The following is a 14,825-nucleotide window of genomic DNA, read 5'->3' on the forward strand; positions in this document are numbered from 1 at the left end:
ACACCTACTTGGCGACCTAATAAGATGTGCTCACGAGTTTGTGGCATAGGACCGTCTGTTGCTGCTACTACTAAGATAGCGCCGTCCATTTGTGCTGCACCAGTGATCATGTTTTTCACATAGTCCGCGTGTCCTGGGCAGTCAACGTGTGCATAGTGACGAGTTGCGGTTTCGTATTCAACGTGTGAAGTGTTGATGGTGATACCACGCGCTTTTTCTTCTGGTGCATTGTCGATTTGGTCGAATGCACGAGCTGAACCACCGAAGTGTTTTGCTAAAACGGTAGTAATTGCTGCTGTTAAAGTGGTTTTACCATGGTCAACGTGACCGATTGTACCCACGTTTACGTGGACTTTATCACCACGGTTAAACTGTTCTTTTGCCATTTTTAAGTTTCCTTTAAACAAAACTAAGGTTACGATGGTACGTTACCACTACCACATTAACCTAATGTAGAAATTGATAATAAAATTCGGAAAAGAAGAATATAGAAAGGAAAAGTGGTGCTGATAGGCGGATTTGAACCGCCGACCTCACCCTTACCAAGGGTGCGCTCTACCAACTGAGCTATATCAGCGCTTGGAGCGGGCAGCGGGAATCGAACCCGCATCATTAGCTTGGAAGGCTAAGGTAATAGCCATTATACGATGCCCGCTGTTCTAAATTCGTCTGTCCCATTAAAGCAGTTTCAACTAAACAGGAATGGTGGTGGGAGAAGGATTCGAACCTTCGAAGGCTGAGCCAACAGATTTACAGTCTGCCCCCTTTGGCCGCTCGGGAACCCCACCACATTTAATTGAAATCTTGTTTACTTAAGCAGTAATGGTGCCGACTACCGGAATCGAACTGGTGACCTACTGATTACAAGTCAGTTGCTCTACCTACTGAGCTAAGTCGGCGTTGCGTTGTCGTAAGCAAGTGATGCGCATTATAGGGATTTCCGAAAAGCTTGCAAGCATTTTTTTCAAAAAATTTAGAAAATCCGTTTTTTCGCTGATAAAACGCGCAAGTTGCTGTTTTTTTAAGTATTTTTCGATTTTTACTTTAATAAATACCCCAAAAGTGGCATTTATATTGTATATTTCCCATCTACTTCAGCAGATTACGCTGATCATTTGTTAAGAGAAATCGGAATGTCTAAACAAAAAGCTACCGCAATTACGCCATTTTTAACCTTTGACCGAACTCAATGGGCTGATTTGCGTAAATCCATGCCTTTAACATTGACCGAACAAGATTTAAAACCCTTGCTTGGCTTTAATGAAGACTTATCCTTAGACGAAGTGAGCACTATTTACCTGCCACTAGCCCGCTTAATCAATTACTATATAGAAGAAAACCTCAAACGTCAGGAAGTATTACATAAATTTTTAGACGTTCAAGCACCAAAAGTTCCCTATATCATTAGTATTGCGGGGAGTGTATCCGTTGGGAAAAGCACCTCCGCCCGAATACTACAGGCACTACTTTCACAATATCCAACCACGAGACAAGTTGATTTAATCACTACAGATGGGTTTCTTTACCCACTTGCCACCTTAAAAGAAAAAGATTTGTTAAAACGTAAAGGCTTTCCAGAGTCTTACGATATTCATCGTTTAGTACAATTTGTCTCAGATATAAAATCGGGCAAGCACAATGTGCAAGCCCCGATTTATTCGCATTTAACCTACGATATTATTCCAAATCAATTTACCACCGTAGATCAGCCCGATATTGTCATTTTAGAAGGTTTAAATGTACTACAAAGCGGTATGAACTACCCTGCTAGCCCCCATAATGTTTTTATTTCGGATTTTGTGGATTTCTCCATTTACGTTGATGCTGATGAAGAATTATTAAAACAATGGTATATCAACCGCTTTTTAAAATTCCGCCGAGGCGCATTTTCTGATCCGAATTCCTATTTCCATCATTATTCGAAGTTATCGGAAAAAGAGGCAATTGAAACCGCTTCGAGTATCTGGGATGAAATCAATGGCTTAAACCTACGCCAAAATATTCTCCCCAGCCGTGAACGAGCGAATCTCATATTGCATAAGGGTGAAAATCACGCAATTGAAACGGTTAAGTTAAGAAAATAGCGATGAAACCAAGCGGCTTTCAATTTAAACAATTTTTTATCGCACACGATAAATGTGCGATGAAAGTCAATACAGACGGCATTCTATTAGGCAGCATTGCAGACATTCACAATGCGAATACGATTTTAGACTTAGGGACAGGTACAGGGCTGGTCGCGATTATGCTTGCCCAACGTTCAAATGCATGGATTACTGCGCTCGAAATTGAGCCCAATGCCTTTCAACAAGCGGTCGAAAATGCCCAAAACTCTGCATTTTCCCCACGTATTTGCATACAACAGCAAGATATTCTCACGTTTGCTTCAGAACAAAAATTTGACCTCATTGTGGCAAATCCACCTTATTTTGAGCATAGTCTAAGCGCGAAAACGGCTGAGCGAAATCTCGCAAGAGCGGTTGCCGGTTCACATTTTGCTTGGCTGAAAATTGCCGCACAGCAGCTTAACCCACTGGGTAAAATTAGCTTTATTCTGCCCGCTGATATGGCAGAAAAGCTAATCTCCCAATCCTCTTTACTCGGCTTATATTGTGTGGAGCAATGGCAAATTGCCACAAAGACCGGCAAATCAGTAAAACGCATTGTTGCAACTTTTAGCCGCAATCAGAGCGCTTGTCAAATACATCAACTAGATATTTATGATCATACTCATCAATACAGTGCAGCTTTCAAAGCACTTACCCAAGATTTTTATTTAAATTTCTAGAGATGGGATAATTCATATTAAATTACCTTTAGTTTTCAAAAATGTCTGTCACCAATTTAGTTAAGCAATCTAGCAACATTAACTCCACATTTACGGCATTGATGCATTGTAAATCCTGTTGGCATTGCTGAATCAGCTGATACCCTAGCACTAATTGATTAGCGGATAATGCTTGGCTAAATAGGCTAATGCCGTTATACAAATCGGGATTCATCCAGCCTACAGCAATATTCAACTTCGCTTTTAAACTATCGGCAAAAAAGCTCTCTAGCCACTCAAGCTGCTGTAATACTTCATCTTTTTCCTTAGAGAATTCGGCATACAACAACCAAACATCCCGGCTTTTAAAAAAGCGCCAGAAATTCTGCAAAAAAGCTTTTCGCACTGGCAAGCGGTCATTTTCTAAGAAAATTTTGCAAAACAATGGGCGATTATGGTTTAAACGCAAGGCAATTTCCAACTCTTCTAAGCTATGAGTTGGGAATTTGGCCTGTAACCAATCAAAAGCTTGTGTTTCATTTGGCGCATTAATCAGCCATGTTTGGCAACGGCTTTGAATTGTAGCAAGCATTGGCGCTTGCAATGGTGCTTCTAATAAGAAATAAACATTGGCTGGAGGCTCTTCTAATGTTTTGAGTAACGCATTTGCAGCAGATTCCGTCAATCTCTCAGCATTTTTCAAGTAAACAACGGTATTGCCTCCTTGCTGTGCAAATTGTTGCAACTTGGCTGTCAATTCACGAATTTGCTCAACACCAATATCTTTATTCTCAATCGACTCAATCAAATGAAAGTCGGGGTGGTTGCTACTCGCCCAAAGCAAACAGCTTTTACACTGCCCACACGGCTCTGCTCCTTGCTTTTCCAGACAAAACAGCCAATGAGCAAAATGGCGAATGAAATTTTCCGTCCCTAGCCCCGCTTCAGTTTTAAACAATAAAGCATGATGCCCCCGCCCGTTTAAAAAAGTGTGGGTGAGTTGGGAGTAGATTTGAGTGTGCCAAGGATAGAGTTGCATTTTGTCTTCTTCATTATCCGTAGGGGCAAATGATTATTTGCCCCTATATTGTTTATCAATCGCTGTTTTCATCAGCTAAATTTTGAATACCTTTAATCGGTAACATCAGTGTGTCGCCCACAAGGCTGAGTGGAAAATCGATAATAGAGAGTGGTCGTAAAATGACTACACCCATACAGCCTGGTCCACCAGAGCAGGTATCCCAAATTTCAATATTTTGTTTAGTGCCACTATAAGGCTCTTTGCTATCTAAGGTTAAGAGTGTGCTACATCCTGTTAAAGCAGGGGTTAATAATAAGAACGTAAGCCATTTTTTCATTTTGAGCTCCTATTTTGCAAATTTTAAGAAATTTTCGACCGCTTGTTGAATATCGCTCGAGACTTTTTCAATCGGCTGTTCAGCATTGATAATCACTGCTTTTGGGTTGTTTTGGGTTAATGCAAGGTAACGCTCACGCGTGCGGTGGAAAAAGTCGATATGTTGCTGTTCGATGCGATCTAACGCCCCACGCCCTTTGGCGCGTTCTAAGCCAATGGCAGGATCCAAATCTAAATAGAGAGTGAGATCAGGCTCAAAATCACCCAAAATTGCTTTGCCGATGGTTCCAACCAAATCCACAAGCCCACGTCCGCCACCTTGGTAGGCTTGGCTGGAAAGATCGTGGCGATCCCCTACTACCCATTTTCCGCTAGCAAGGGCTGGCTGGATAATAGTTTCAACAAGTTGTGTACGAGCTGCATACATCATCAGCACTTCGGCTTTATCCGTTGTCGTCTCTCCATTAACCCCCTCTTTCCATAATGTACGTAGGGTTTCCGCAATCGGTGTACCACCCGGTTCACGAGTGGTAATAAATTCAATTCCATGTGAGCGTAACGTCTCACATACAACTCGCTGAGCATTACTTTTACCTGCGCCTTCTAGCCCTTCAATGACAATAAATTTACTTTTCATCTATTTTCTTCCTTGCTCAATCTTACGCCATTCGATAACGGCTCTATTATGTTCTTCTAATGTGCGACTGAATTTGTGTCCACCCGAACCATCTGCTACAAAATAAAGATAAGCGGTATTATCTGGCTGAGCAACCGCTTTGATAGAAGCCAAGCTTGGCATTGCGATCGGCGTTGGCGGTAAACCTGTAATCACATAAGTATTGTAGGGCGTTGGCCTATTAATATCTGATTTATAGATTTTCTGATCATAACAACCACATTTGCCATATAAAATGGTGGGATCAGTCTGTAATAGCATTTTTTTGTTTAAGCGATTGATAAACACCGAAGCGACTTGCGGTCGCTCTTTAGCAATCCCTGTTTCTTTTTCCACAATCGATGCCAGAATTAACATCTCATAAGGATTAGCAAGCGGTAGATTTTCCGCCCTTTTTTGCCAAGCGTCATCTAAATCTTTCTGCTGTTTTTGATAAGCACGTTTTAGCACATCAATATCGTCGGAATATGGCACATAGCTATAGGTATCAGGAGCAAACCAGCCTTCTAATTTGTCATGAGGAATGCCTAATACTTTTGCTATTTCTGTTTCACTTTTATCCGCAAGAGTTTGATTAAGATATTTTGCTTGCTTTAATTGCTCACGCCAAACAGTAAATGTTTTCCCTTCAATAAACTGGATATTGAGTTTTATCTCCTTACCACTACTAATCTTTTGTAGCAGATCTTTTACATTAGAAACATTTTCGAATGAATAGACACCTGCTTTGAACTTCGCGAATTCGGGGTAAACACGTAAAAGAAGAGAAATAAAACGCTGCTCATCCTCAGCCATAATACCTTCAGTTACCAACTGCTCAATAAGCTTATTGCCATTGGTTCCTTTTTCCAAAACAAATAGTTGTTCGGCATTGATGTGTAGTGGACGTAGCGCAATGCTATTGAGCTTTTGCCATATATAGCCTAACGAACCAAGTAGCATTAATGTAGCAACGCCGCAGATAATTAATATTTTTTTTAACATATCATTTAACTTTTTGTGTTATCCATAACCATATCACCGCATATACTTTACAAAAAACCATTAAAAATGGAATTAATTTGCATTTTTTGTTGCAAAAGAATAGTATAGCCGCCGTTTTTTTAAAGGAGAATATAATGTCTAAAACAAAATGTTATTTTAGTAAAAGCCTAATTGCAATGGCTATTTCGGCTGTTTTAGCGCCAACTTATGCCGCTAAAGCTACAACTACAAACAACCCGCAACCAATTATTCAACTCTCCGATAACCTGAGTGCAAAGTATAGCGGAAAAGGCGTTAAATTAGGGGTAGTCGATGGTGGTTTTGTTCCAGAACATCCACTTCACAGTGATAAACTTCACATTTCTACTTTTCAGCTAACCTCTCCGGAAGGCAAACTGAATACCTACGATCCTAACTATCGCCAACCAGATTTTCAAATTACCGTGAAAAACGGTGAACTGGGTTTCATGATGGGATTTGAAACGCATGGTTTAGGTGTATCAGGCTTGATTGGTGCAAAAACAGATGAGCAAACAGGTTTTAAAGGTGGAGTAGCGAAAGATGCTGAGCTCTATATCGCAACGAATACTCGCAATCGTACTCTGGAAGAAGTACTAAACGATGCTGACGACGAAGAAGAAGAGGAAGAAGAAGGAGATAAGGCACCTGACTTCGATAAGCTAGCAAAATCTGATTCCTTACTTGGTACAAACGCAAAAAGTGCTTTCCAGCGCATAGAATTAGCTACCGCGCTTAATAAATTAACTGAAAAAAATTTACTTGCCATAAACAATAGCTGGAATGCAGATCCAATTAGTAAAAATATAGAGGATATCGATCATTTCTATCAAGCGGTCACAAAAGATAAAAAAAATCCGCTTGTTCAAGCTTTAATAAATGCTAAAAACCGTGACACTTTACTCGTGTTTGCAAACGGTAATGAAAGCTCCCCCCACCCTGGTATTGTAGCAATGTTGCCTCGTTATATTCCAGAGCTGGAAAGACATTTCATTGCGGTCGCATCGGTTGATAATAAACGAGAAATTACTGAATATTCTAACCGCTGTGGGGTGAGTAAAAATTGGTGTATTTCCGCTCCAGGTAATTTAGATGTGCTCAATGCTGAAGCTGGTGAAAATGATACAACCGTATATGGGCTCTCAAAATCAAAAGGCACCTCACTGGCGTCACCTGTTGTTACTGGCTCATTAGGTGTTGTCAAAGAGCGTTTTGATTATCTCACTCCAACTCAAATCCGCGATACATTATTGACTACAGCCACTGACTTAGGCGAAAAAGGGGTAGATGATGTCTATGGTTGGGGACTTGTTAATCTAAAAAATGCCGTTAATGGACCAAGCCAATTTTTAGGTGATGAAACAGTGACTATGACACGTAATGACCAGTGGCACAACCCATTCTCCAGCCAATTTAAATTTACCAAAAAAGGAGACAAATCGCTTAGCTTAAATGGTGAAAATCACTTTGCTGATCTTGCCATTGAGCAAGGCAAACTTGCACTTAAAGGCAAAACAGTCGCACAAAAAATCAGTAACAATGCTATTCTGGCCGTAGATCAAACTCAAATTGGGCAACACTACCACTCAACAGTAGCAAGCCAACTCGAAGTATTAAGTCACAATGGTCTTATTGCTACAGGACAAGCAAATGTGAATTTAGCTGGCTCGCTCAAAATTGCCGATAAATTAACAGAACAGAGCAAAGTTGGAGACACGTCAGCCACCGTCGTTCAACTAAAAGACAAAGCAACTTACCAAGGCGGCTTTAAAAAATTAGTTGCAAATGCAAATCTAAATAAACGTGGCTTAATGCAAGATCTTTATTTTAAAGACACCGAGATCATCGCAAAAGTAAACAGCAATAAACCAATTAGCGATGCTAATGCTAATGCAACAGGCCAAGCTGGGCTTGCGGTTTTAAATGCATTAAGAACGGCACCTATCGCATACCGCCGTGGTTTATACAACGATTGGCTACAAGCGGCATTAGAGCAGCACAAACTAGATAACTTACATTATGCGGTATCCAACAATATCTATGCAGATAGTATTGAGCTGTTACGTAGTCAAAATGCGAAGGGTTTAAATCAAACCCAACAAAATTTATTTACGGCATATCACACACCGCAAAAAACAACTGTCTGGGCAGGACACTTATACCAGAAGCAATCTGACTCAGCTAAACATAAGACAGCCGTAAAACATAACCAGTCACAATTAGGCTTAAGCCATAAGCCAGCAGATAAGGTAGTATTGAGCGCAATGCTATCACAACAAAAAGACCGCTTGAACAAGCCATTTGCCCAAGCGACCTTAAAACAAACTGCATTGAATCTGGGGCTCCGTTATGCATTAAACGATGCTTGGTTTAGCGAAGCTGCACTACAATTTGCTCGCCAAAAATATCAACAAACACGCCACTTTGGTAGCTACCAACTTGGTAGTGCAAAAAATCATGGCGCAACGTTAGGTGGAGAAATTCGCCTGGGCTACCAATTCACACCAAATCAATGGGTAATTGAGCCAAGCCTTGGTATACAATGGTTACAAACTAAAATGGATAGCCTCAATGAACGTGGAGAACTTGCCAGCAAAACTGCAGCTGTGCGTTACAACGATGTCAATCTTGTACCAAGTGTAAAACTACAACGCACATTCCAGTTTGAGCAAGGCAGTATTTCTCCATATGTCGGATTCAACTATTTGCATAGAGTGGGAGGGAAAGACACTAATATTACCAGCTATATCGCTGGAAACACATTACACAACTATCTCGGTGTAAAACGCGATCACCAATTAAATAGTGAAGTGGGTTTAAAACTACACTATAAAAATTGGTTTGCTTCAGCAAATCTTGATTATGATCGTGCGAAATCTGCCAATATGTTTGGTTGGAAAGCAAACTTAGGCTTAACGTTCTAAGTTAATCGTTAATAGCAAAAAGGGGACTGAAAGCGCTTTTCAGTCCCCTTTATTTTATCTTTTGCAAAATTTGTCAGAAAAATGACCGCTTGTTTTCACTCAGCGAGGCAGCTTTTGGCATTTAGGGCAGAAAAAGCTATTTCGTTGCCCGATAACTTTAGCCTGAATTTCACTACCACAATCTCGGCATTCCTCACCTTTTCGTCCATACACTTGCAAGACTTGGGCAAAATAGCCCGGTTTGCCATCAGGTTGGATAAAATCTTTTAGCGTTGTACCGCCTTGAATAATAGATTTTGTCAGTACTTCTTTGATTACAGTAGCCAACCTCGCACACTGTTTTTTAGTAAGATTTTGCGCAGCAAGTTCAGGGTGAATCCCTGCCATAAATAAACTCTCGCTGGCGTAGATATTTCCCACACCAACAACTACCGCATTATTCATAATGAAATTTTTAACTGCGACCGTTTTATTACGACTAAGTTGATAGAGATGCTCGCCATCAAAGTTATCGGAAAGCGGCTCAACCCCCAATCGCTGAATAATCTCTAACTCTTCTGCGTTTTTTGCCCAAAGCCAAGCCCCAAATTTTCTTGGATCGTTATAGCGCAAGATAGTGCCATTTTGGGTAACCAGATCAATATGATCATGTTTCCCCACCCCCAGATCGTTTTGCTGCGTTAAAATGCCTAGCGATCCTGACATACCTAAATGCACAATGATATCTCCCTTATCGGTGCGAATAATTAAGTATTTTGCGCGCCGATCAATATGGGTAATCGTTGCCCCCTGCATTGCAGCTAATTCAGGGCTGACTTGCCAACGTAGCTTAGGCTGGCGAATCACCACCTGCTTAATTGTCTGCCCAACAAGATATGGGGTGACACCACGGACACTCGTTTCAACTTCAGGTAATTCAGGCATTAGTTCTTCTCATAACTTTGGGTGGCTACCGCTTGATTATATGGAAAACGCAAAATAGTGCGATTATAAAAATTGCCATTAATTTGGGTACGATTTAAATGGAAGCGGTGATAATTTTCAAAAACTTTGCGATCAGGCGCTTGTGGATTCTGCCAAAAGCTATCTAAATCCCCCTGATGCGTTAGCCCTACAAAATCGTAGTTAGCTCGACCTAGCGTCATCACCGGCATCGAATGCAATAAGCCGGAAATCCCACTGGTACTGTTGAGTGTAACCATTCCTTTACCGTGACGTAAAAATACAGGCATTGGTACATCATGAATATAAAACACACGCCCTTGCAAATTTGGATAACGCTGCTCAAATTGCGCAATGATCTCTGCATAATCTAAAAAACCGCGATCCATTGGATGATGCTTAATAATTAAATTACAGTGCTCAGGGGCAAAACGACTAAATGACTCTAGCACCTCACTTAAAAAAGCCTCAACGCTGGGATAATCACTATGCACAACAACTTGGCTGTCATCATAAACCTGCAATGGCACAATAAAAAATTCCCCAAATTCGCCAGCTTCCACTCGCTTAGCAAAATTGCGATCATGAATCGCATAACAAAAGCGTTTTACCAATGAAATGCCCCATAATTTAATGTAGTAACCCACATTCAAAAAACGATGATGCTGATAATGTGGGTACTTCCAACGGCAAAAATAGCCACTGAAATAGTATTGAATTGCTCGTTTTGCCATTGGGAAAAAGCCTTTGGAAACTCGCTCAGGCTTTTCAATTTCAGTTAATTCTGGCTCAATGGCAAGGAAATAGTCTGCCGTTCTTGGAATCGGCGAAAAAGCATTCACCCCTGATTTCTCAAGCGTAATATAATCAGGACGAAAATAGCCTTCTTCAAATACCCAAAATGCTAACCCAAGCTGATCAGCAACTTGTTTGGCTATTTTGTGATATTTACGGTTATCACCAAAACAAACCAAGCTGTCAATCTGCTCACATTGGCAAAATTCATATAAAAAATCTGCAAATTCCCCAAGTGTATTGCGATATGCAATAGTATGAGAGCCTGCAGGATAAAAACGCTCATCGCCAGCATTAAAATTTATTTTAAATACTGTGCGTTGTTGAGCTTGTAACCATTTCGAAAATTCATAGAAAAACGCTCCTATTGGCCCTTGGAGCAAAAGAATGCGTTTTGATGAAGTGACCAGGTCATCTAAATAATGGTTAATCATATTTCCACACTTAAAATAATGCTCGACATAGATGGATAACTTTTCCCCACTGCTTTGCCAACCAAGAACGATTCAAACCATCGCTCTCTTGCTTGGCCTTCTGCTGTTTTAGGATCGCTATCGCCATTTCTGCATTGATAAACTGCCCATTTGCGGGCGAAACATACAACGGATAATAAATTAATACCGCCGCTAATAATTCTATTAGCGTAAGTAATCGGCTTCGTCTTGGCAATTGTAACTGATCTATCGTCAATCCCCAATTTGAATAAAACGGCAGACCATAGCAGTGGACAACTTTGCCACGTAAAAGTGCTTCAAAACCAGCAAGAGAAGTCATAGTATGGACTTCATCAACCTGCATAATGCAATCAAGAATATTCGCATTTTCAACAATTTCATTCGCATATTGCAGAGCCACTTGCGCATCAATTTTTCCAATACGATTACCACTGACTACATCAGGGTGCGGTTTATAGAGAATATAAGCATCTGGATTCTGTGCACGCACCGCTTTTAGCAGATCTAAATTACGCTTAATCACGGGTGAGCCAGAGCGAATTGAGGCATCGTCTTCTACCTGCCCAGGCACTAATAACGTTCTTTTTCCCTGCGCATTAAGTGAAAAACCACCACTTCCTACGTTATATTTGCCAATATTTGCTTGAATCAACTGCTGGCGTAATGCGCTAGCTCGGGCTAAATCGCTCTTAGAAAACTGCTGATTTTGCAAGATATACTCTAAACGCGAAGGCATTTGTGCATTAAAATAGATACCAAGATCATCTGTCACCAGTGAAAGTGGCGCAACCAAATTTGAACCAAGCCCTACTGAACGAATAAAGCCATCTTCCATTCGTAGAATTGGTAACTGATATTGTTGAGCAAATGCTAATACCTCGGGCTTGCCATTACTCCAAATTAATAATTTAGCATCTTTAGCAAGCGGTTGTTTTTTCACGTTTTTTTGCAAATGGGCAAGCGAGGTGAAAATAACCCGACACTGAGGAAAACGAAAGAATGGCTTGATTACTGCTCGTTTCCATAGCGACATTCCCACGCAATAAAGTGTCCCACGCACACGTTCGCCAAACTGGCGAGCGCGATGCAGATAATCAATCACATCAAAAATAGAGCCACTTGTACCACGATTAGGATCAATATAGCGGCTATACTGCAAATAAGCCGCGGCAAATAGCTGCAAGAAGGTACGCTCAGCCCGCCGTCCATTAGTTTGTAATACTGTGACATTAGGATGGCGATCATCGCTTATTCCCCACCCTGCAAACCAAGGCACACCAAATGTCACCACTGTTTTACCAAGCATCAATGCCTCAAAACCCATTTGCGATGTCACACAATAGACTTTTTCCGCCTGCGCTAATAGCGATAACGGATTGCAATCTTGTGCCAAAAGACGAACATTTTCTCCCTTCGCTATCTGGGTAAGATAGCCTTTTTTCTTGCCTGAAATCACATCTGGATGAGTCTTCACCCAAATCTCAGCATGAGGATTCTCCGCTATAGCAGCGTGTAACATTTGTTCAAAGCAAGCGGCATCAGCCTGCCCACATTGCACCGCCATATCCCCAAAAGTCTGATCGAGCACCAGCACGATCGGGTGTTCAGCAGAAACCGATTGAGCAAAATCAGGCGCATGATTATATTTGGAAAGACGAAATTGACGGATTTGAGCCAAAGCAAGGCTCGCCTGCTGCAACAATTCAGCAGGCTGATCCGCCGCTAAAATCAGCTGTTCTAAACGAGATGGCTGGCGAGTATCATAATAAATACCGAGATCGTCCACTACCATCGAAAAAGGTGGATAGCCTTCTACGCCAAGTCCAGTTGAACGTAAAAAACCGTCTTCTAAGGCGATATAAGGCAGATTATGCTGCGTGGCATAATTACGTGCTTTTAATGACGTAGGTTTTAATCCCCAGCCATAGACACACTCGACTGCTTGATGCCGAAACCGAGCATAAGGCAACAGCTCACTTTCAGGTAAAAAAGCGGCAAGATGCGGAATGTTTAAAATACCAGATGAGAAAATAAGACCACGCATTGCATCTAACGATTGGAATAAATGAACCCATTAGTATAAAGAAAGCGCTGCCATTTTTCACTATTTCAGATGCAGATCTTGATAAATGCCAAACAAGTTCTGTTCAATAGCCGATAATCTCTGCAATATGTCGCACGCTACTAAAGCCAAGCGGTCCATTTTGCAATATTTTCTGCAAAATAGACCGCTTGCTCAAATACTTAATTAAGCTAATGCTGCTCGCTGTGCTGCGAATAACTGCTCACAGCCCTGTTTTGCCAAATCTAATAGGACTAACAATTCATTGTGGCTAAATGGTTCTCCTTCTGCCGTACCTTGTACTTCAACGAAGCGACCATCTTCGACCATCACCACATTCATATCGGTTTCCGCATTGGAATCTTCAACATATTCCAAATCACATATGGGGGTATCTTCCACAATCCCTACTGAAATTGCGGCAACCAAACCTTTCATTGGGCTTTCGCTCAATGCGCCTTTTTCAACTAAACTATTTAATGCATCATGTAACGCAACACATGCGCCAGTGATCGAAGCTGTACGAGTACCACCATCGGCTTGAATCACATCACAATCAACCGTAATCGTACGTTCGCCAAGTTTTGCTAAGTCCACCACTGCGCGTAGTGAACGGGCAATCAAACGTTGAATTTCCATGGTTCGTCCAGTCTGTTTGCCTTTTGCTGCTTCACGCTGGGTACGGCTATGTGTTGCGCGTGGCAACATGCCATATTCAGCCGTTACCCAACCTTGCCCTTTACCTTTTAAAAATGGTGGCACTTTATCTTCTATTGTCGCATTACACAGCACTTTGGTTTCACCAAACTCAATTAACACTGAGCCTTCAGCATAGCGAGTATAGTTACGTGTAATCGTAACAGAACGGGTTTGATGATTTTCACGGTTATTCGGGCGCATGGCTTCTCCTTTTCTTGCTATTAAAACAACGGCTATTTTAGTACAATATATCCGAATTTTGTAACAAAATGAGAGAGTACAATGATTTACAGTATGACAGCTTTTGCCCACCTAGAGCTTAAAAAAGAGTGGGGTAACGCCGTATGGGAAATGCGTTCCGTTAATCAACGTTTTTTAGAGACCTACTTTCGCCTGCCAGAATCATTCCGCCATTTAGAAATGAGCTTGCGTGAACGCCTACGGGCAGCACTCACTCGCGGTAAAGTAGAATGTAGTTTGCGCATCGAATTAAATAATAATCAAAACAATGGCTTATCCCTTAATCAAGAGTATGCTAAACAAGTTATTCAATCGCTCCAATGGCTAAAAGAAACAGCGAATGAAGGCGAGATTAACCTTGTCGATCTATTACGTTTCCCTGGTGTGGTTGATTCTCAGCAACAAGATCTCGACCAAATCGGTAAAGATTTACTGGAAAGCTTTGAGCAAATTCTGCAAGATTTCATCGCTATGCGTGCGAGAGAAGGTGAAAATCTGCAAAATCTAATTGAGCAACGTTTAAGCGCTATCGCTCACGAAGCGGCTAAAGTACAAGCGCAAATGCCGGAAGTGCTACAATGGCAAAAAGATCGCTTACAACAACGCTTTGAGGAGCTGAATTTGCAATTAGACCCTAGTCGTTTAGAGCAAGAAATGGTGCTCTTAGCCCAGAAAGTGGATGTGGCTGAAGAGTTAGATCGCCTCCAATTGCACGTGAAAGAAACGATGTCTATTCTGAAAAAAGGTGGTGCAGTTGGACGTAAATTAGATTTTATGATGCAAGAATTAAATCGTGAATCAAATACCCTCGCTTCCAAATCAATTAATGCAGAGATTACTAACTCAGCGGTTGAGTTAAAAGTGCTGATTGAACAAATGCGTGAGCAAATTCAGAATTTAGAATAA

The 14,825-nt window shown here is 41.2% G+C and carries 13 protein-coding genes and 4 tRNA genes; 4 read left to right on the top strand and 13 right to left on the bottom strand.

Going from position 1 to position 14,825, the window contains the following annotated elements; genetic code table 11:
• The 5 genes from EDC51_RS10285 to EDC51_RS10305 form a co-directional block, all read right to left on the bottom strand.
• A partial coding sequence (locus EDC51_RS10285; RefSeq protein ID WP_211335010.1) for a GTP-binding protein occupies positions 1-386 on the bottom strand: 386 nt, incomplete at its 3' end.
• A 115-nt stretch (positions 387-501) separates the two neighbouring features.
• A tRNA-Thr gene (locus tag EDC51_RS10290) sits at positions 502-577 on the bottom strand.
• Between the two features lie 3 nt (positions 578-580).
• Positions 581-655: transfer RNA gene (locus EDC51_RS10295), tRNA-Gly, on the bottom strand.
• A 48-nt stretch (positions 656-703) separates the two neighbouring features.
• Positions 704-788, bottom strand: a tRNA-Tyr gene (locus tag EDC51_RS10300).
• Between the two features lie 35 nt (positions 789-823).
• A tRNA-Thr gene (locus tag EDC51_RS10305) sits at positions 824-899 on the bottom strand.
• Between the two features lie 234 nt (positions 900-1,133).
• On the opposite strand from EDC51_RS10305, the gene coaA reads away from it, so the two are divergent.
• Positions 1,134-2,084 (top strand): type I pantothenate kinase, encoded by a 951-nt coding sequence (gene coaA, locus EDC51_RS10310; protein ID WP_015431697.1) that lies wholly within the window; start codon positions 1,134-1,136, stop codon positions 2,082-2,084.
• A 2-nt stretch (positions 2,085-2,086) separates the two neighbouring features.
• Positions 2,087-2,788 carry a tRNA1(Val) (adenine(37)-N6)-methyltransferase gene (locus EDC51_RS10315; RefSeq protein WP_025288840.1) on the top strand — a complete coding sequence of 234 codons (702 nt, stop codon included), beginning with the start codon at positions 2,087-2,089 and terminating at the stop codon, positions 2,786-2,788.
• Between the two features lie 28 nt (positions 2,789-2,816).
• Here the strand turns inward: EDC51_RS10315 and EDC51_RS10320 are convergent, their stop codons facing one another.
• The 4 genes from EDC51_RS10320 to mltG are packed head-to-tail and all read right to left on the bottom strand — an operon-like array spanning position 2,817 to position 5,784.
• On the bottom strand, positions 2,817-3,806 hold the full coding sequence (locus tag EDC51_RS10320) for a DNA polymerase III subunit delta' (RefSeq protein ID WP_131928902.1): 990 nt from the start codon (positions 3,804-3,806) through the stop codon (positions 2,817-2,819).
• 55 nt (positions 3,807-3,861) lie between these two features.
• Positions 3,862-4,125: a YceK/YidQ family lipoprotein gene (locus EDC51_RS10325; protein WP_131928903.1), complete on the bottom strand. Its 264-nt coding sequence runs from the start codon at positions 4,123-4,125 to the stop codon at positions 3,862-3,864.
• Positions 4,126-4,134: 9 nt separating this feature from the next.
• Positions 4,135-4,761, bottom strand: coding sequence for a dTMP kinase (gene tmk, locus EDC51_RS10330; protein WP_131928904.1), 627 nt, complete (start codon positions 4,759-4,761; stop codon positions 4,135-4,137).
• Positions 4,762-5,784 carry an endolytic transglycosylase MltG gene (gene mltG, locus EDC51_RS10335; protein WP_131928905.1) on the bottom strand — a complete coding sequence of 341 codons (1,023 nt, stop codon included), beginning with the start codon at positions 5,782-5,784 and terminating at the stop codon, positions 4,762-4,764.
• A gap of 134 nt (positions 5,785-5,918) precedes the next feature.
• On the opposite strand from mltG, the gene EDC51_RS10340 reads away from it, so the two are divergent.
• On the top strand, positions 5,919-8,726 hold the full coding sequence (locus tag EDC51_RS10340; protein WP_131928906.1) for a S8 family peptidase: 2,808 nt from the start codon (positions 5,919-5,921) through the stop codon (positions 8,724-8,726).
• 99 nt (positions 8,727-8,825) lie between these two features.
• Here the strand turns inward: EDC51_RS10340 and mutM are convergent, their stop codons facing one another.
• The 4 genes from mutM to rph form a co-directional block, all read right to left on the bottom strand.
• Positions 8,826-9,650, bottom strand: coding sequence for a bifunctional DNA-formamidopyrimidine glycosylase/DNA-(apurinic or apyrimidinic site) lyase (gene mutM / locus EDC51_RS10345; RefSeq protein WP_131928907.1), 825 nt, complete (start codon positions 9,648-9,650; stop codon positions 8,826-8,828).
• Positions 9,650-10,897 (bottom strand): capsule biosynthesis protein, encoded by a 1,248-nt coding sequence (locus EDC51_RS10350; RefSeq protein WP_131928908.1) that lies wholly within the window; start codon positions 10,895-10,897, stop codon positions 9,650-9,652. Before EDC51_RS10350 ends, mutM begins: the two co-directional genes overlap by 1 nt.
• A gap of 10 nt (positions 10,898-10,907) precedes the next feature.
• Entirely contained in the window at positions 10,908-12,962 is a 2,055-nt protein-coding gene (locus EDC51_RS10355; protein ID WP_131928909.1) for a capsular polysaccharide biosynthesis protein, read from the bottom strand.
• Between the two features lie 204 nt (positions 12,963-13,166).
• A complete protein-coding gene (gene rph / locus EDC51_RS10360; RefSeq protein WP_131928910.1) occupies positions 13,167-13,880 on the bottom strand; it encodes a ribonuclease PH in 714 nt (237 codons plus the stop codon).
• 81 nt (positions 13,881-13,961) lie between these two features.
• Here rph and EDC51_RS10365 point away from each other — a divergent pair, with 81 nt between their 5' ends.
• Complete coding sequence (locus EDC51_RS10365; RefSeq protein ID WP_025267424.1) at positions 13,962-14,825, top strand: YicC/YloC family endoribonuclease; 864 nt, start codon at positions 13,962-13,964, stop codon at positions 14,823-14,825.

Source organism: Bibersteinia trehalosi, from assembly GCF_004346205.1.
Taxonomy (GTDB): Bacteria; Pseudomonadota; Gammaproteobacteria; order Enterobacterales; family Pasteurellaceae; genus Bibersteinia; species Bibersteinia trehalosi.